The sequence below is a fragment of the Streptomyces sp. NPDC003247 genome (genome assembly GCF_042888135.1).
GTDB lineage: Bacteria > Actinomycetota > Actinomycetes > Streptomycetales > Streptomycetaceae > Streptomyces.
This window is the reverse complement of sequence record NZ_JBIAPF010000016.1, coordinates 101,912-119,544: the sequence shown is the minus strand read 5'-3', so window position 1 is coordinate 119,544 and position 17,633 is coordinate 101,912. Positions and strand designations below refer to the sequence as shown.

Here is a 17,633-nt window from a genome sequence, read left to right as displayed (position 1 = left end):
CCCCCCACACGAACGCGCCACCCCCCGCCTTCGTCCAAGGGGCCACCCCGCTCGTCGTCCAAGGGGCCACCCGGCTCGTCGTCCAAGGGGCCACCCGGCTCGTCGTCCAGGAAGGACATCCGCATGACCGCCCACCCACGCTCGCCCGCCGGGCGCCCCGGCGCCGCGTACCGGGAGGCCGACGGATGAGGCGGTACCTCCTGCGGCGCCTGCTGCTCGCCGTTCCCACGCTCCTGGGCGTCACCGTCGTCGTGTTCGCCGCCGTCGCCCTCGTCCCCGGCGACCCCGTGGCCGCCTTGCTCGGCCCCGGGGCGCCGCCCGAGGCCAGGGACCGGCTCACCGAACGGCTCGGCCTGGGCGAGCCGCTGCCCCTGCGCTACGTGCGGTGGCTGGGCCACGCGCTCCGCGGCGATCTCGGCGTCTCCGTCTCCGCCCAGCGGCCGGTCGGTGAACTCCTGCTGCCGGCCCTGGGACACACCCTCGTGCTCGCGGGCGCCGCCTTCCTGCTCGTGCTCACCGGAGGCCTCCTGCTCGGCACGCTGGGCGCCACCCGCCCGGACGGGCCGACGGCCCGCCTGTCACGCGCCCTGAGCACCCTGGCCGTCTCCGCTCCGCAGTACTCGGTGGCGCTGCTGCTCATCGCCGCGTTCGCCGTCGGGCTGCGGTGGTTCCCGGCCGGCGGCACCCAGGACCTGTTCGCCGGCGGCGGCACCGCCGACCGGCTCCACCACCTCGTCCTGCCCGCCGTCGCGGCGGCCCTCGTCCCGCTCGGCCTGACCGCCCGCGTCTTCGGCGCCGCCCTCGGAGGCGTCCTGCACTCCGACCTCGCCGACGGCCTGCGCGCCCGGGGCCTGCGCCGCGCCGCCGTCCTGCGGCACTGCGTCCACAACGCCTCCCCGGCACTGCTCACCATCGGCGGACTCCAACTCGCCTACCTGCTGGAGGGCGTGGTGTTCGTGGAGACCCTCTTCGCCTGGCCGGGCGTCGGCCGCCTGCTGTACGACGCGCTCACCGCGCGCGACCTGCCGCTGATCCAGGCGGGCGTGCTGCTGGTCGCCGTCGCCTTCGTCGGCGTCAACATCGCCGTCGACACCGCCCACGCCCTCATCGACCCCCGGCTGCGGGGTGCGCTGTGAACCGCGTCCCGCGACCGAGCCTGCTCGTACCGGCGTGCCTGGCGGGCGCGCTGCTGCTCCTCGCCGTCCTGGGCCCGCTGCTGGCGCCCCACGACCCCGACGCCGGCAGCCTGCGGGACCGGCTGCTGCCGCCCGGCAGCACCGGACATCCGCTGGGCACCGACTCCCAGGGCCGGGACGTGCTGAGCCGGCTGCTCGTCGCGACGGGCCCCTCGCTGCTGGGCGGACTCCTCCCGGTCGCCGTCGCCACCGTCGCCGGGACACTGCTCGGCATCGCCGCGGGACTCGGCGGACACCTGACCGAACACGCCCTGCTGCGCACCCTCGACGTGCTCTACGCCTTCCCGGGCGTCCTGCTCGCCATCACCGTCGCCACCGTGATGGAGCCGGGCCTGCTCGCCACCGTCGTGTCGCTGTCCGTGGTGCTCACCCCGGCGGTCACCCGGGTCGCCTTCACCGAGGTACGGCGCATCCGCACCGCGGAGTACCTGGAGGCCGCCCGGGTCAGCGGAGCGGGCCCGGTGACCGTCGCCCTGCGCCAGGTGGCCCCGGTCGTCACCCCCGTCCTGCTCGTCTACGCGTCCTCCCTGGTGGGGCTGGCCGTCGTCTACGCGGCCGGACTGTCCTTCCTCGGCCTGGGCGTGCCCCCGCCGGCCGCCGAGTGGGGCGCCATGCTCGACGAGCTCCGGCCCAGCCTGCTGACCCGCCCCGAGGTCGCCGTACTGCCCGCCGTCACCATCCTCGCCGTCTCCGTCGTCTTCAACGCCCTCGGCGAGGCCCTGCGCCACGGCACGGGCGCCGGCCGGAACCTGCGCACGGAGGCCGGACGATGAATCCACCCGAACACCTGGAGGTGCGGGACGTGACGGTCACCCACGGCACCGTGCGCGCCGTGGACGGGGTGTCGCTGACCGTGCGTCCCGGCGAGGCGCTGGTGCTGCTCGGCGAGTCGGGCAGCGGCAAGTCGACCCTGGCCCGCACCGTCGTCGGCCTGCCCGGCCGCGGCGCCCGGGTGAGCGGCCGCGTGCTCCTGTCCGGCACCGACCTGCGCACCCTCGGCGAGCGCGCCCTGTCCGACATCCGCGGCCGGCGCATCGGGTACGTCCCGCAGGACCCCGACGCCGGTCTCGACCCGCTGCGCCGGGTCGGCGCACAGCTGACCGAGGTCCTGCAGCGGCACCGGGTCGCCGGCCACCGCGCCGAGGCCCGCCGCGCCGTGCCCGGACTGCTGGACGCGGCCGGCGTCACCGACCCCGACCGCGTCGCCCGCTGCCACCCGCACGAACTCTCCGGCGGCCTGCGGCAGCGCGCCGCCCTCGCCCTCGCCCTGGCCTGCGGGCCGGGACTGCTGATCGCCGACGAACCCACCACCGCCCTGGACGCCGTGGTCCGCGCACACGTCCTCGACCTGTTCGCCCGTCTGCTCACCGAGCGCGGTGTCGCCCTGCTCCTGGTCACCCACGACATCGGCGTCGCCCGGCGCGTCGGCCACCGGGCCGCGGTCCTGCGCGACGGGCGGATCGTCGAGACCGGGCCCGTGGCGAAGCTGCTGAGCGCACCCGAGCACCCCCATGCCGCCGCCCTGGTGGCCGCACAGCCGGGAGGGCCCCGATGACCCGCGACCTCCTCCGCCTCGACCAGGTGTCCAAGCGCCACCGGCGCGGCCCCCTCGCCGTCGACGGCGTCTCCCTCCGCGTGTCGGCCGGGGAGACGGTCGCCCTGGTCGGCGAGTCCGGCTCCGGCAAGTCGACCGTGGCCCGGCTGGCCCTCGGCCTGCTCGCCCCCGACGCCGGCACCGTCCGCTTCGACGGCCACGACCCGTACCGGCTGCGCGGCCCCTCCGGACGGCGGACCCGGGCCCGCCTCCAGTTCGTGCCCCAGCACCCCCGCGGCTCGCTCAACCCCGCGCTCCGCGCCGGAGACGCGGTCGCCCTCGCCCTGCGCGTGCACGGCACGCCCCGCAAGGAGCGCCCCGCCCTCGTCGCCGACCTCTTCCAACGGGTCGGTCTGGCACCGGAGCTGGCCCGCCGCCACCCGCGCGAACTGTCCGGCGGACAGGTCCAGCGCGTCGCCATCGCCCGCGCCCTGGCCACCGGCCCCGACCTGATCGTGTGCGACGAGCCGACCTCCGCGCTGGACACCACCGTCCAGGCCCAGGTCCTCGAACTCCTCACCGACCTGCGGCAACGCCTCGGCCTGGCCTGCCTGTTCGTCTCCCACGACCTGGCCGTCGTACGGCACCTGGCCCACCGGGTCGTCGTCCTGCGCCGGGGACGGGTCGTCGAGGAGGGCGGCACGGCCACCCTGTGGAACGCGCCCCGCCACCCCTACACACGCGCCCTGCTCGCCGCCGACGCCGCCCTCCGCCCCGAGCCTCCCGCGCCCCCTGAGCCGGCCACTGCCGACCGGTCGGTGCCTCCCGAGCCGGCCCGAGCCGATCGGTCCGCGCCCCCGAGCCGGCCCGAGCCGATTGGGCCGAGCCCCCTGAGCCGGCCCGAGCCGATCGGTCCGATCGGTCCGACCGGGCCGACCGGTCCGACCGGGCCGTGCCCGTCGGCGCCGACGCCACCGACGGGCTCGCACCGGCCGGTGACCTCGGCGCCGAGCCCCCCGGACCGACCGGTGCCGCCCGGTCCACGCCCGTCGGCGACCGGTCCACGCCGGTCGGCGACCCCGCCACCGAACCCCCCGAGCCGAACACGGCCGACCGGCACCGGCCCGTCGGTGAACCGTCCGCCCCATGAGTGACGACGAGGAACCCATGACGCACCACCAGCACCCGCCCGGCCCCCCGGCCGACCACCGCCCCGCGGCACACCCGCTCCCGCTCCCGCTCCCGGCGGGCCGGCCCCGCCGCCGCCTCCGCCTGCGCGCCGCCGGCCTCGCCGCCGCCCTGCTGCTGCCGTTCGCCGCGGCCGGCTGCGGCACCGGATCCGCCGCCGACGACACGGCGGGCGGCGCCAGGACCGGCGGCACCCTCGTCATCGGCGCCACGGGCAAGCTCCCCAACCCCGACACCGTCATCGGCGGCGCCGGATACGAGGGCAAGCGCCTCGTCAGCTTCCAGCTCTACGAGGGCCTCACCCGCTACGACCTGTCGAAGACCGACGGCCCGGCCGAGATCACGGCAGCCCTGGCCACCTCCTGGAAGGTCGCCGAGGACCGCAGGACCTGGACCTTCACCCTCCGCAAGGGCGTGAAGTTCCATGACGGCACCGCCTTCGACGCCGACGCCGTCGTCTTCAACCTCGACCGCTACCTCGACGAGAAGAGCCCGTACCACACGGACGCCCTCGGCGCGGCGGCCGGCGAGTACGCGGGCGGCATCACCAAGTACACCAAGCTCGCCGACGACCGGATCCAGCTCGTCACCGAGAAACCCAACGGACACTTCCCCCAGGACCTCGCGCACGTCCTCATCGCCAGCCCCACCGCCGTCCGCGAGACCGGATCCGCGAAGTTCTCCGAACACCCCGTCGGCACCGGCCCGTTCCGCTTCGTCAAGCAGACGGCCGGGGAGCAGATCGAGCTCGCGCGCTTCGACGGCTACTGGCGCGGAGCCCCCAAGCTGGACAAGCTCGTCGTGAAGGCCCTGCCCGACGCCGCCGCGCGCACCGCCGCCCTGCGCTCGGGCTCCGTCAACTGGATCGAGTACCCCAACCCCGACGACATCCCGAGCCTGGAGGCCGACGGCGCCAAGGTCGTCACCAACAGCTACGACCACCTCTGGTACTGGATCCTCGACACCGCCGCCGAACCCTGGAGCGACCCCCGCGTCCGCAGGGCGGCCAACTACGCCATCGACCGCGAGGCCATCGCCGAGGAACTGCTGCACGGCACCGCCGAACCCGCCCGGCAGGCCGCACCGCCCGGCACCTTCGCCCACGACCCGGCCGACGACACCTACGACCACGACCCGGACAAGGCCCGCGCACTGCTCGCCGAGGCCGGCTACGCCGACGGCTTCACCACCTCCGTCACCGTCCCCACCGGCGGCTCCGGCAACCTCGTCCCCGTGCCCATCGCCGAGGCCGTGCAACGCGACCTCGCCGCCGTCGGCATCAAGGTCGAGATCCGCACCACCGACTGGTCGACCCTGATCAGCGCCGAGGCCGAGGGGAAGGTCGCCCGCGGCTCACAGGCCATCGCGCAGTCCACCACCCTGTTCCAGTCCGAAGCCCTGCTGCCCCTGTTCATCGGCACCGACAGCCCGTTCTGGACCGGCCACTACAGCAACCCCCAGGTCGACGAGCTGCTCGCCTCCGCAGGCGCCTCCGCCGACCAGGCCGCCCGCGAGGCGGACTACACCCAGGCCCTGGAACTCGTCACGCAGGACGCGCCCTGGCTGTTCGTCGTCAACGACCGCAACCCCAGGGCCGTCTCCCCGCACGTCCACGGCCTCGTCCAGCCGCAGTCCTGGTTCCTCGACCTCACGACCGTATGGGTGGCCCGATGACCGTCTCCCACACCCCCGCGCCGGGCCTGCCCCCCACCTGGGGCATCACGCTGCCGCTCCCCGGACTGACCATCGACCGGCACCGCTTCCTCGTGGAACGCCTGCCCGACCTCGGCTACACGGACGTGTGGAGCGCGGAGGGCGGCGGCACCGACGCCTTCACCCCGCTCGCCGCCGTGGCGGCCTGGTCGCCGACCCTGCGCATCGCCACCGGCATCGTCCCCGTCCACACCCGGGGCCCGGCCGTCCTCGCCCAGACCGCCGCCACCCTCGCCCAACTCGCCCCCGGCCGCCTCCTGCTGGGCCTCGGCGCCTCGGTGCCGGCCCATGTCACGGACATCAACGGCATCCCGTTCGACGAACCGTACAAACGGACCCGGGACGTCCTGCGGTTCGTCACCCGCGCCCTGCGCGGCGAGCACATCGCCGGTGACTTCGACACCTTCTCCATCACCGGCTACCGCCTGCCCCACCCGCCCGTGGACCCCGTCAAGGTGATCCTCGGCGCGCTGCGGCCCGGGATGCTGCGCCTGGCGTTCCGCGAGGGCGACGGCGCCATCACCAACCTGCTCTTCCCCGACGACGTGCCCAAGATCCTCGACGCCGTCGGACCGCAGCCGCCCGGCAAGGAACTCGTCGTCAAGGTGTTCGTCTGTCCTACCGAGGACACCGACTACGCCCACCGCGCCACCCGCCCCTTCCTCGCCTGGATCCTCAACCGCGAGCCCTACCGCAGGTTCCACGAGTGGCTCGGCCACGGCGACCTGCTGCGCGAGTCGCACGAACGGTGGGCCGACGGCGACGTCGACGGCGCGCAGAAGGCGCTGCCCGACGAGGTCGTCGACGGGCTCTTCATCAGCGGGTCGCCGGAGGAGTGCCGCGAGCGCATCCTGCGCTACCACCGGCCGGGCGTGACCACCATCCAGCTGTACGTGTCGCTGCCCCCCGAGGTGTTCGTCAGCCGGGCCAGGGTCCTGGACACCCTCGCCCGCCTCGGCCCGGCCGCCCACTGACCCCGTCCGCATCCCCACCCCGTCCGCATCCCCACCCCGCCCGCGGAGGCACTGCCATGGATCTGGACCTGAACCTGGACCTGGACCTACGCGGCGGGGTACGCGCCGCACCCGTGCCGGGCACCACTCCCGAGGAACGCCAGGCGCTGCGCTTCGCCCCCGACCCCCGCGACCGCGACGCCGACCCGGAGTTCGTGGCGCGCACCGCCCGGGAGAACGAGGAGGACGGACTCGACAGCGCCCTCGTCGTCCAGTCCAGCTCCTGGCCGGACCCGTGGCTGGTGGCCTGCTGGGCGCTGGCGGCCACCAGCAGGCTGCGGGTCGCCGTCGCCCACCGGGCGGGCCCCACGGCACCCACCGCGGCCGCGCGCGCCCTGGCCACCCTGGACCGGCTCTCCGGAGGGCGGGCCGCCGCCCACGTCATCGTGGGCTCCAGCGACGCCGACGTGGCCCGGGACGGCGACACGCTCGGCAAGGCGGCCCGCTACCGCCGGACGGGGGAGTACCTGGAGCTGTTCCGCCGCACCCTCGTCGAGCGCCGCGACTTCGACCACGACGGCGAGTTCTACACCGTCCGCGGCGCCCGCTCCGGCCTGCTGCCCCACCCGCGCGCCGAACTCCTCTCCTTCGGCGGCTCGTCACCGGAGGGCGTCGAACTCGCCGCACGGCACGCGGACGTGTACGCGGTGCCGCCCCTGCCGCTGACGGCCACCCGCCGGCACATCGCACGGGCGCGCGCGGCGGCCGCGGCACACGGCAGGACGCTGCGGATCTGGCGCCACGTCACCGTCATCACGGCCCCCACCGACGAGGAGGCCGAGCAACGGGCCCGGCGCATCCGCGCGGACGCGCTGCGGCTGACCTCGGGCCCCGACAGCGCGCGCTGGCTGGAGGCGGTCCAGCTCGACCGCGACCGCGAACGCGGCCGCGCCGAAGGCCCCCGGCCACTGGCCGCCTACATCGCGCGCACGCTGGCCGGCGCGTTCGTCGGCTCCCCGGCCACCGTCGCCGCCCGCATCGGCTGGCTGCGCGCGGCCGGCGTGGGCATCGTCCAGCTCGACATGCCCCTGGAGACCGCCGAGGACCGAGAGCTACGCCGCGCCCTCGTCGGCGCCCTCAGAGCGACGTACATCCCGCGCGCCCCACGCCACACCACACACAGCCGACGAGGCTGGTGACCCCCCAGCGCGACAACCGGCAGCAGCCGCTCGTCGCCCGCGGCCGCCAGCGTTCGCCCGATGCCCGCGGCCGCCCGCGGTCGGCCCACCGCCGACGATCAGTACGGCCACCTCGGCGCCCGCCGCGTACATGCCGGGCGCCACCTGCTCCCGCCCGCAGCCCGCGGCGGCCCGAGGCCCGCGGCGGCCCGGAGCCCGCGGCTGTCCGGAGCCCGCGGCTGTCCGGACCCGCCGTCCCGCCGCCCCTCCCGGGAGGCCGGGGCGGCGCCCGGCAGCCCGCAGCCGTTTGTGTCGTCCGCAGCCAGCAGCCAGCAGCCAGCAGCCAGCAGCCCGCAGCCGTCCGCGGTCGCCCGATGCCCGCAGTCGCCCGAAGTCCGCGGCCACTGGTAGACCGCCGCCCGCCGCCCGCCGCCCGCGGCCCCGCCGTCGTCCGGAGCGGGCGGCCGGGCGGAGTGCCGGGCCGGCGCAGTGGGCCGCGGCCCGTGGCCGGGCCGAGGCCGATACGGCGACCCGCGGCCGGGTGGCGACGGCGCCGACCCGGGCGCCGCCGTGCGGCCCTCCACCGGCACCCGCGGCGGGTCGGGGGACCGCCGCGGTCGGCGGGCGGGCGATCACCGCGCCGGCAGACGCGTGGCCGCCTCGTCGGCGGGCGGCGGGCGGCGGACGGCGGACGGCGGCCGTCGCCCGCCGACGGGCGGATGGCCGTCGCGGGTGTCACGCTGAGTCGCACAGGACTCGTGAAAGGCACCCCTCATGATCACCACTGACTTCCCTCCGGGTTCCCCCTGCTGGCTCGACCTCGGCACCCCCGACGTCCCGGCCGCCGCCGCCTTCTACGGCGCGGTGCTCGGCTGGGACTACGAGTCCATGGGTGAGGGGGAGGACACGGAAGGCGGGATGTTCCGCAAGGACGGCAAGATCGTCGCGGGGCTCGGCAAGCTGACCGAGGAGGGCGCCCGGTCCGCCTGGATGATCTACTACGGCGTCACCGACGCGGACGCCACCACCGAGGCCGTCGAGCGGGCGGGCGGCACCGTCCGGGTGGCCCCGAGGGACCTCGGCCAGTGGGGCCGCATGGCGCAGTACAGCGATCCGCTGGGGGGCCAGTTCGCCGTCTGGCAGCCGGGGGAGACCAAGGGCGTCGAACTGGTGGAGGAGCCGGGCGCCCTGACGTGGACCGAGCTGTACACGAGTGATGCGCAGGCCGCGAAGGAGTTCTACGGCACCGTCCTGGACTGGCGGTTCAGCGACATGGAGCTGCCCGGCGGGGGAGGGGTGTACACCCTCATCACGCCCGCCGGTCTCCCCGAGGAGCGTATGCACGGCGGCTTGATGGAACTCCCGGCTGAGGACCTCGCCCTGACGGACGGACAGCCGTACTGGCACCCGGTCTTCGCCGTCACGGACTGCGACGACGCCGTCGCCCAGGTCACCGCGAACGGCGGCAGCGTGCAGATGGGCCCGGAGGACGCGGAGGGCGTCGGCCGGCTCGCCGTCTGCCTCGACCCCGCCCGAGCCGACTTCGTGGTGCTCGCCCCGGCCGGGGAGTGAACGCCTCCGCGCCACGACCGACCGCACACCGCCGCACACCGCCGCACACCGCCGGGCGCCGTCGCGGCGCCCCCGTCACCGCCCGGCCAGCCTCACGCCGAACCCTCGGGGTCCGCGTCCCGCACCGCCCTGAACTCCACGGCCACCACACCGTCGACGGCGCGGCAGAGTCCCTCCAGGACGTGTACCGGGACCCGGGGCGACAGCCGTCCGCTGAGGACGACATGGCCGTGCGTGACGTCCACGTGGAGCGCCGACGGGGCCTCGCCGAGCGTCTTGACCAGCACCTCCTCCACGATCTCCGTACGGATCGCCTGGTCCGTGCGCAGGAAGACCCGCAGCAGGTCGCTCCGGCTCACCACACCGGTGAGCCGCCCGTCCTCGCCGACCACGAGCAGCCGCTTGATGCCCTGCTGCGCCATCACGCGGGCGGCGTCGACGACACTCCAGTCCTCGCGCGCGCAGACGGCGGGCGACGTCATCAGCCCCGCCGCGTCGATGGCCGACGCCTTGGCGGGCGACGGCGCGGCGACCGGTCCTCCGGCGTCGCCCTCCGGCCGGCCCCACATCTTGTGCAGCAGATCCGCCTCCGACACCACGCCCACCGGGCGGTCGTCGGTGTCCACGACGGGGACGGCCGTGATGTCGTACTCCAGCAGCAGATGCGCGATCTCCTTGAACGGCGTCGCGCGCCGGACCCGCACGACGGCGTCGCTCATCAGGTCGCGCACCTTCTGGTGGTTCATGTGAGGGCTCCCTCTCTCCCGCCGGACGCACGGACCGGCTCCTGCCCTCCTTTGTAGGCGGCCACGGCCGACGGGGCCGCACGGGGCACGCAGGACGTGGGCGGCCGGGGAGGGGGCCGGAGCCGACACGTCCCGGTGTCAGTGCCGCCTGACATCCTGCCCGTATGACCCTCGCACACGCGCTCGACGGCCTGGACGCCCGCCCCTGGTCCGCCGTCTCCCACGCCTACGGCAGCGCCGAAGACCTCCCCGACCTGCTGCGGGCCCTCGCGGGGGCCGACCGGGAGGCCTCGGACGAGGCCCTGTCCGAGCTCTACGGCAGCGTGCTGCACCAGGGGACGGTCTACGCCGCCAGCGCGGAGGCCGTTCCCTTCCTGGCCCGCGTCGCGGCCGCCGGCCACCGGACGGCCGACGTGCTGGAACTGATCGGCGGGATGGCCGAGAGCGAGGACGAGCACGGCGTCGCACCGGGCACGGTCCGGGCAGCCGTGGCCCGTGAACTTCCCCTGCTGCTGCCGCTGCTCGACGCCGCCGACCCGGGCGTCCGCGGGCGAGCGGCCTGGACCGTGGGCCACACCCGGGCCGTCGACTCCGCGCTCCCGACGCTCCGCGCGCGCTGGGAGCGGGAGTCCGACGCCGTGGTGCGCGCGGAGCTGCTGGCCGCGCTCGCCCTGCTCGACGCCCCGCTCGGCGCCGCGACCGCCGCCACCGTCCTCACGGCGCCCCACCCGGCCGAGCTGCGCATGGCCGCCGTGTTCGCCGGCCTGGACGCGGGCCTGCCGTGGAGCGACGCGCACCACACCACCGTGCTGGCGCTGCTGCCCACCGGGCCGCTGATGGCCGACCGCCTCGTCCTCGACCGCCGCGAACCGCTGGCCGCCGTCGTCGAGACGCTGCTGGGCCGCGACCGCGCCGCGGACCGGGAAGCCGCCTTCGCCCTGCTGGACGTGGCGCTCCGGGACGACCGGCCCGAGGTGCGCGCCGAGGCCGTGTGGGCGGCCGACCGGGCCTGCACCCTCTCCCGGAGCGCCCCGCGCAGGCTGCTGCCGGCCCTGGTCCCGCCGGCCGACGACGACGCGGTGGTCGCCGTCGCCTCCCTCCTGGGCAGGCTGGGCACCGACGCCGCCCCGGCGGCGCGGGCGCTGGCCCCGCTCGCGGGACGCGATCCCGCCCAGGACGACGACCGGGCCGACCGGGCTCTGGCCGCGCTGGTGCTCATCGCCCCCCGCGAAGCCGCACCGCTCCTGGCCCGCGGACTGGGACGGCGCCCGCGGGCGCTCGACTGCGCCGCGGGATTCCGCCTCCCCACCGATCCCCGACGCCCGTTCCCCTACGACGACGAACTCCTCGACGCCGTCCGCCGCCGGCTCTCCCGGCCGGACCTGCTCTCGGGCAACGAACCATGGCAGCTGGCGAACCTGCTGGCCGGATGGGGCGCCCGGGCCGCCGCCGCCCTGCCCGAACTGTGCGCCGCCCTGCCGCATCTGGCGGAGCGGGTGGCACCGGCCACAGCGGCGATCGCGTCCGCCTGCGCGCCCGGGGACCGGCACCGGGAGCGGACGGTCGCGGCGCTGCGGGCCACCGCCGAGAACGGCGCACTGCCGGTGGCGAAGGCCCTGTACGACCTGACCGGGGAGGACCAGGCCCTGCTGAGCTGCCTCACCCGCCACATCACGGGCAACACCCGTGACCTCGGTGAGGCCGTCCGGACGGCAGGCGCCCTCGGGCCCCGGGCGGCATCGCTGGTGCCCGCCCTGCGCGCCGCCCTCAGCGGCCCGCAGGGCAGGGCGGTCACCCCCGTGCTCGACACGGACACGGCGCTCGCCGAGGCGCTGTGGCGCATCACGCGCGACGCCGCTCCCGTCCTCTCGGCCCTGGACTCGGTCTTCGCCCGTGCCGCGCAGAGCCCCTGGCACCGGTGGTCCGCGGTGCGGGCGGCCCGGGTGACGGCGCTCCTGGGCGCCGCCGGAAGGCCCCTGACACCCCGTCTGGAGCCGCTGCTCGACGACCCGGTCCAGGTGTCGGCGGCGGCTCTCGCCCTCGTGGCCGTGGCCGAACCCTCCGCGCCGGACCGCGCCGCGCTCGCCGCGGCCGTGGTGGAGGCGGCCGGACGCGGGGCCGACGCGACGGCGGTGTGCGAGGCGCTCGAGGCCCTGGGCGCCGACGCCCTGCCCGCCACCCACCTGCCGCGGCTGGCCGCCCTCGCCGAGGGGGACGCACGCGTCGTCCGCTCGGGTGTCGAGGAGCGGATCATCGGCCGCGACGAGGCCTTCCGCGAGCGGGCCCGCACGCTCCTCGACGCCTGCCGCCGCCGGCAGCCGTGACCCGCTCGTGGGCGGCCCCCGCCGCGGGTGCGGCGGGGGAGACGCAGGTCACATCCGTTCGTGTCACGTTCCGCCGGGCCGGCCCGTCACGGGTGTGTATCCACGGACAACGACGAAGGAGCCCCCTGTGGAAGCTCGCCTGAACCTCTTCGGCAACACGGACGCGGCCAAGGTCGTGAGGCACTTCTCCGCGGCGGGGAAGGTGGCCTCGGACCTGGGGCTGCCGGCCGCGACGCAGGAACTGGTGAAGATCCGCGCCAGCCAGATCAACGGCTGCGGCTTCTGCACCGACATGCACACCAAAGACGCGGCGCACGCCGGGGAGAGCGCGCTGCGGCTCAACCTCGTCGCGGCCTGGCGGGAGGCGACGGTCTTCACCGACGCCGAACGCGCCGCCCTCGAACTCACGGAGCAGGGCACCCGCATCGCGGACGCGGCCGGCGGTGTCACGGACGAGGCCTGGGCGTACGCCGCCAAGCACTACGACGAGGACCAGCTCCTCGCCCTGGTGTCCCTCATCGCCGTCATCAACGCCTTCAACCGCCTGAACGTCATGGTCCGGCAGCCCGCCGGGGACTACCAGCCCGGCCAGTTCGGATGAGACGGACGGACGGCCCGGCCCGGACACCGCCCCGTGCGGGCGCCCGGACCGGGCCGGCCGCACCGGTCGGGGCACGGGCGGGTCGAGGCACGGGCAGGTCGGGGCACGGGCGGGTCAGTGGTGGGCGTGCGCGACGGCGTGTCCCTTGCCTCGGCCGATCATCCACTTGTTCACCGGCGTGGTCACCAGGAAGGCCACGGCGAAGCCGCCCAGGAGCGCCCACCAGAACAGTCCGTCGGACAGGTGGGCGTCCATCGCACCCGGGACCAGGGCGATGACGCCGTTGTCGACCAGCTCCATCACGGCGATGGAGACGGTGTCGGCCGCGAGCGCCACCTTGACGGCGGCACCGAGACCGAGCCCCGCGCGGCGGACCGCGAACAGCGTGAACGAATAGCCGAACACGAAGGCCAGCGCGATCGCCAGCGCCATGGTCTGCGCGTTGCCCCACGTCAGGGCGGTGCCGATCACCATGCCGAGGATCTCGCCGATGGCGCAGCCGGTCAGGCAGTGCAGCGTCGCCCGCACCGCCGTCGCCCAGGACACGCCGGGCGGACGGCCGCCGTCGTGCCCGGGGTGGTGGTAGGGGGCGGGCGTGTGGTCGTGCGCAGTGCCGGTGCGGTGCGTGCCGTGGTCCATGACCGTCATCCCCAATCCGCCGTGGTGACCCGTTCCGTCGTGGGGCCCGTTCCGCCGTGGTGCGGACCCGCTCCGGGTGTCCACTCACGACCAACCATATACCCCATGGGGGTATTCCCGGACCAGGAGAACGTCCATCGGCCCGCGATGCGGCGCGCAGGCAGCCGCATGGCGTATGGGGCAGCCGTGTGGGGCGCGGAAACCGTCGTACGGCTTCCGCGCCCCTCGGCCCGTCCGTCCGCGCCGGTCAGCCGGAGGGATCGAGCACGACCGGCAGCTCCGCCAGGCCCCGGAAGGCCGGGAACGGAACCTGCATCCATCGCGGCCCGCCGGCGGGGTCGGCCGGCGCCATCCTCGGGAACCGGCCGAAGAGGCTGGTCAGGGCCACCTGCATCTCCAGCCGGGCGAGCGGGGCTCCCAGGCAGTAGTGGATGCCGTGCCCGAAGCCCACATGGGCGTCCCGCGCGTTGCCCGGCCGAGTCACGTCGAACTCGTCCGGCGCGTCGAACTTCCGCGGATCGCGGTTGGCCGAGCTGAGCGCGATCTGGACCAGGGAGCCCTTCGGGATCAGCGTCCCGCCGTACTCCACGTCCTCGGTCGCGTAGCGGAAGGTGGCGCTCTCCACGGAGCCCTCGTAGCGCACCACTTCCTCGACCGTCGCGCGGATCAGCTCCGGGTCCTCCCGCAGGGCCCGCAGCTGCGCGGGCCGGGACAGCAGGTGGTGGACGGCGTTGCCGATGAGGTACGCCGTCGTCTTGTGACCGGCGAACATCAGCAGGAACGCCGTGGAGACCAACTCGCTCTCGGTGAGCCCGCCCTCGCCGTCCCGGACCGTGACGAGCGCGCTCAGCAGGTCCTCGCCCGGGTGGGCGCGCTTGTCCGCGACGAGGTCCGTGAAGCAGGCGTGCAGCGCCTCCTCGGCCTCCTGCTGGGCCCGTTTGGCCTCCTCGCCGAACCCGCTCTGCGCCACCGTGGTGGACAGCCGCTGCAACAGCGGCCGGTCCTCGGCCGGCACACCGAGCAGTTCGCCGATCACGCCGATCGGCAGCGGGAACGCGAACGCGGGCAGCAGGTCGAAGGGCTCCCGCGTCGGACACGCGTCGAGCAGGTCCCCGGCGAGTTCCTCGATCCGCGGCCGCAGGGCCTCCACCCGCCGCGGGGTGAACTGGGAGCTGACCAGCCGGCGCAGCCGGGTGTGCTTGGGCGGGTCGGAGTTGAGCATGTTGTCGTCCAGTGCGACGGACGACTCGCCGAAGATCCTCCGGTACGCGTCCAGGGCCCCGTACATGTCCTTGCTCAGCCGCGGATCCGACAGGGCGGCCCGCGCGTGCTCGTACCGTGTGATCAGGTACGTCTCGTTGCCGTGGGGCGGTCTCATCGGGCAGACCGGCGCCGCTTCCCGGAGCCGGGCGTAGACCGCGTGCGGGTCGCGCCGGAACTCCGGGGTGCACCGCTCGGCCGCGGTGACGGCGTCTTGCGTGGTCGTCAAGGACGGCTCCCTAGGTCGAAGAGGGCCTCGGCGTTGCCGCCGAGGATGAGCTGCTGGGACGCCTTGTCGACCGGCAGCTTCTCGATCATGTGGACGAAGTCCTCCAGCGGCGCCGCCATCGGCGGCGAGTCCGTGCCGAACAGCATCCGTTCGGGTCCCAGCACCTCGGCGTTGAGGCTCAGGTGCGCCGAGCTGAACGGGCTGGTGTCGACGTACATGCGCCGGAGCGCGGCGACCGGGTCGGCCGACGGCGGCCCGCCCGCCCGACCGGCGGGGGTCGCCCGACCGGCGGGGGTCGCCCGACCGGCGGCGGCCGGTGGCCCGGCGGACCGCGCGCCCGGCCCGGCGCCGGCCCGCGCGGTCGCGCCGGGGGGTGGTGCTCCACCGCCCCAGTGCCGTGGGCGCGCCGCCGTCTGGAGGCGCTCCGGCAGCAGCGCCATGGCGCCGCCGCCGGTCGCGCCGATCAGCCGCAGGTCCGGGTACTTGTCCAGCCATCCCGCGAACGCGATCATGGCCATGCCGATCGTGAGGTCGCCGAACCGGCCGATCTGCTCGACGAAGCCGATCTCGTCGACCCGTTCCGTGCCGGCCGGTTCGGCCGGGGCGTGCACCAGGACCGGCACTCCCGCCTCCGCCGCCAGGGCGAAGAAGGAGTCGGCGCGCGGGGAGCCGAGGAACTCCCCGTGGACGCTGGAGGTGGTGATGAGCCCGACGAACGCGGGGTCCGCGAGGGTCTCCCGCACCCCTTCGAGGTGATCGTCGTCGCCGAACGGGTTGGCGTACACGTAGCCGCGCAACTGGTCCGGGAACCTGGCGATCAGCCCCGACATCCAGTCGTGGAAGCCACGCAGCCGGTCGCGTGGCTGCGCGTAGTTGTCGACGCCCGGGACCCGCGCCATGGCGCCGGCCCCGACGGGGCTGCCGATGATGGTGAGGTCGATCCCGGCCTCGGCGCGGGCGGCGAGCATGCCGTCGACGTCGGTCAGGCTCGGGGGCATCGGGAAGCGTTCGGCCGCCTCCGGCGGGGACAGATGCCCGTGGATGTCGATGATCATGTGGCGTTTCCCCGGTTCGGTGTGAGGGCGCGGACGACCGCGGCGCAGTCCTCGTCGCCCAGCCCCTGCTCGGTGGCGCGGACGTGGGTCTCGGCCGCGGCGGTCGCCAGGGGCAGGTTCAGGCCGGCCGACGCCGCCTGCTTCGAGGCGAGTATCAGGTCCTTGGCCATCAGCCGCAGCCGGAAGTCCGGTTCGTCGAAGCGGCCGGAGGCCAGACGCCTGGACTTGAACGCCATGACCGGCGAGGCGAACCCGCTGCCCGCGATCGTCTTCAGGACCAGCTGCCGGTCGAGTCCGGCGGCCGCCGCCAGCTCGGTGGCCTCGGCCATCGCCTGCACCTCGACGCCCATCAGGAGGTTGAGGAGCAGCTTCATCCGCATGCCGGAACCGAGTGCGCCCAGATGGACGACCTCCTTGCCCAGCGTCTCCAGCAGCGGCAGGGCGGCCTGGAACACCCGCTGCTCACCGCCGACGAACAGCCGCAGTTCGCCGTCGCGCGCGTGGTCGCGGTTGCCGAGCATGCCGACGTCCAGCACCGCGGGCGCGTCCCCGGCGATCTGGACGACCTCCTCGGGGGCGACGGTGCCGGCGCAGATCAGGGTGCCGGGGTACGGGCCCCTGGCCAGCAGGCCGTCCGGTCCGCGCAGTACGGCGCTGAGGGCTTCGCTGTCGGCGACGGCGCAGATGGCCGAGCTCGTGCCCTCGACGGCGTCGGCGGGGTGGGGCGCCACCCGGGCGCCCGCGTCGGCCAGCGGTGCGGCCCGCTCCGGCGTACGGTTCCACACCCGGACCTCGACCCCCTGCTCGAGGAGGCGGGTGGCCAGGCCGGTGCCCATCCGGCCGAGGCCGATGACGGCGACGGGTCCGTCGGTCATGCGGGTCATGACGCCACCCCCTTCGTCTCCTTGACGACCCGGTACCGCAGCGACTGCGTCGAGTCGACCCACTGGCGCAGCGGGGCCACGAGTTCGCGGTGCTCCTCGCTCTGCTGCCAGGCGAAGAAGTGCTCGGGCGTCTTCCACTCGCTGGTGATCACCCACTGACGGGAGTCGTCGACGGGTTCTCCCAGCCGCTCCACGATGTGGCCCGGGGTGCGGGCGACGGACTTCCGGATCTGGTCGTACAGCTCCAGGAAGCCCTGCTCGCCGCCCTCGACCACGCGAACCGTGAAGACCACGCCCAGCGTTTCGGCCGACTGGCCCTTGTGCTCAGTGCCCATGTCTCCTCCTGAGGGTGAGATCCGGCAGGACACGCATCCCACCGACTCATGGCACCCGTGCGGACGCAACTCCGAATGGGGGACGGCCCAGTGCCGACAAGGGGTTCACGCTCCGCGTTTGACCTGTTCGGGTGAGCGGAGCGGCACCCGGTCCGGCGGCCGTCGAGGCGCCCCGGACGCCTCCCGGAAGGGTGGTCCGACCGGTCCGGTGGCGGCTGACCGGTCC

At 75.2% G+C, this 17,633-nt stretch carries 16 protein-coding genes; 10 read left to right on the top strand and 6 right to left on the bottom strand.

The window, feature by feature from the left end; genetic code table 11:
* Positions 1–185 precede the first annotated feature (185 nt).
* From ACFYWQ_RS37880 to ACFYWQ_RS37845, 8 genes are all read left to right on the top strand, one after another.
* Positions 186–1,136 (top strand): ABC transporter permease, encoded by a 951-nt coding sequence (locus tag ACFYWQ_RS37880; RefSeq protein WP_389523472.1) that lies wholly within the window; start codon positions 186–188, stop codon positions 1,134–1,136.
* Complete coding sequence (locus tag ACFYWQ_RS37875) at positions 1,133–1,969, top strand: ABC transporter permease (RefSeq protein WP_389523470.1); 837 nt, start codon at positions 1,133–1,135, stop codon at positions 1,967–1,969. The genes ACFYWQ_RS37880 and ACFYWQ_RS37875 overlap by 4 nt, the downstream gene beginning before the upstream one ends.
* On the top strand, positions 1,966–2,751 hold the full coding sequence (locus ACFYWQ_RS37870; RefSeq protein ID WP_389523466.1) for an ABC transporter ATP-binding protein: 786 nt from the start codon (positions 1,966–1,968) through the stop codon (positions 2,749–2,751). Before ACFYWQ_RS37875 ends, ACFYWQ_RS37870 begins: the two co-directional genes overlap by 4 nt.
* Positions 2,748–3,884 carry an ABC transporter ATP-binding protein gene (locus tag ACFYWQ_RS37865; RefSeq protein ID WP_389523463.1) on the top strand — a complete coding sequence of 379 codons (1,137 nt, stop codon included), beginning with the start codon at positions 2,748–2,750 and terminating at the stop codon, positions 3,882–3,884. The genes ACFYWQ_RS37870 and ACFYWQ_RS37865 overlap by 4 nt, the downstream gene beginning before the upstream one ends.
* On the top strand, positions 3,877–5,592 hold the full coding sequence (locus tag ACFYWQ_RS37860; protein ID WP_389523461.1) for an ABC transporter substrate-binding protein: 1,716 nt from the start codon (positions 3,877–3,879) through the stop codon (positions 5,590–5,592). Before ACFYWQ_RS37865 ends, ACFYWQ_RS37860 begins: the two co-directional genes overlap by 8 nt.
* A complete protein-coding gene (locus ACFYWQ_RS37855; protein ID WP_389523457.1) occupies positions 5,589–6,605 on the top strand; it encodes an LLM class F420-dependent oxidoreductase in 1,017 nt (338 codons plus the stop codon). The genes ACFYWQ_RS37860 and ACFYWQ_RS37855 overlap by 4 nt, the downstream gene beginning before the upstream one ends.
* Before the next feature lie 56 nt (positions 6,606–6,661).
* Positions 6,662–7,783 carry an LLM class flavin-dependent oxidoreductase gene (locus tag ACFYWQ_RS37850; protein ID WP_389523454.1) on the top strand — a complete coding sequence of 374 codons (1,122 nt, stop codon included), beginning with the start codon at positions 6,662–6,664 and terminating at the stop codon, positions 7,781–7,783.
* A gap of 753 nt (positions 7,784–8,536) precedes the next feature.
* The gene (locus ACFYWQ_RS37845) at positions 8,537–9,334 is read left to right on the top strand and encodes a VOC family protein (RefSeq protein WP_389523451.1); all 798 of its coding nucleotides are present in this window, start codon (positions 8,537–8,539) and stop codon (positions 9,332–9,334) included.
* Between the two features lie 92 nt (positions 9,335–9,426).
* On the opposite strand, the gene ACFYWQ_RS37840 is transcribed toward ACFYWQ_RS37845, so the two are convergent.
* Positions 9,427–10,080 carry a CBS domain-containing protein gene (locus ACFYWQ_RS37840; RefSeq protein WP_389523448.1) on the bottom strand — a complete coding sequence of 218 codons (654 nt, stop codon included), beginning with the start codon at positions 10,078–10,080 and terminating at the stop codon, positions 9,427–9,429.
* 164 nt (positions 10,081–10,244) lie between these two features.
* Here ACFYWQ_RS37840 and ACFYWQ_RS37835 point away from each other — a divergent pair, with 164 nt between their 5' ends.
* On the top strand, positions 10,245–12,404 hold the full coding sequence (locus ACFYWQ_RS37835) for a hypothetical protein (protein ID WP_389523445.1): 2,160 nt from the start codon (positions 10,245–10,247) through the stop codon (positions 12,402–12,404).
* Between the two features lie 127 nt (positions 12,405–12,531).
* Positions 12,532–13,005: a carboxymuconolactone decarboxylase family protein gene (locus ACFYWQ_RS37830; RefSeq protein ID WP_389523442.1), complete on the top strand. Its 474-nt coding sequence runs from the start codon at positions 12,532–12,534 to the stop codon at positions 13,003–13,005.
* Between the two features lie 114 nt (positions 13,006–13,119).
* Here ACFYWQ_RS37830 and ACFYWQ_RS37825 read toward each other — a convergent pair whose 3' ends face one another.
* The 5 genes from ACFYWQ_RS37825 to ACFYWQ_RS37805 form a co-directional block, all read right to left on the bottom strand.
* Entirely contained in the window at positions 13,120–13,644 is a 525-nt protein-coding gene (locus tag ACFYWQ_RS37825; RefSeq protein ID WP_389523731.1) for a DUF4396 domain-containing protein, read from the bottom strand.
* Between the two features lie 247 nt (positions 13,645–13,891).
* Positions 13,892–15,133, bottom strand: coding sequence for a cytochrome P450 (locus tag ACFYWQ_RS37820; protein WP_389523439.1), 1,242 nt, complete (start codon positions 15,131–15,133; stop codon positions 13,892–13,894).
* The gene (locus ACFYWQ_RS37815) at positions 15,130–16,188 is read right to left on the bottom strand and encodes an amidohydrolase family protein (protein ID WP_389523436.1); all 1,059 of its coding nucleotides are present in this window, start codon (positions 16,186–16,188) and stop codon (positions 15,130–15,132) included. Before ACFYWQ_RS37815 ends, ACFYWQ_RS37820 begins: the two co-directional genes overlap by 4 nt.
* Positions 16,185–17,072, bottom strand: coding sequence for an NAD(P)-dependent oxidoreductase (locus tag ACFYWQ_RS37810; protein WP_389523433.1), 888 nt, complete (start codon positions 17,070–17,072; stop codon positions 16,185–16,187). Before ACFYWQ_RS37810 ends, ACFYWQ_RS37815 begins: the two co-directional genes overlap by 4 nt.
* Complete coding sequence (locus tag ACFYWQ_RS37805) at positions 17,069–17,407, bottom strand: antibiotic biosynthesis monooxygenase family protein (protein WP_389523431.1); 339 nt, start codon at positions 17,405–17,407, stop codon at positions 17,069–17,071. Before ACFYWQ_RS37805 ends, ACFYWQ_RS37810 begins: the two co-directional genes overlap by 4 nt.
* Between the last annotated feature and the right edge of the window lie 226 nt (positions 17,408–17,633).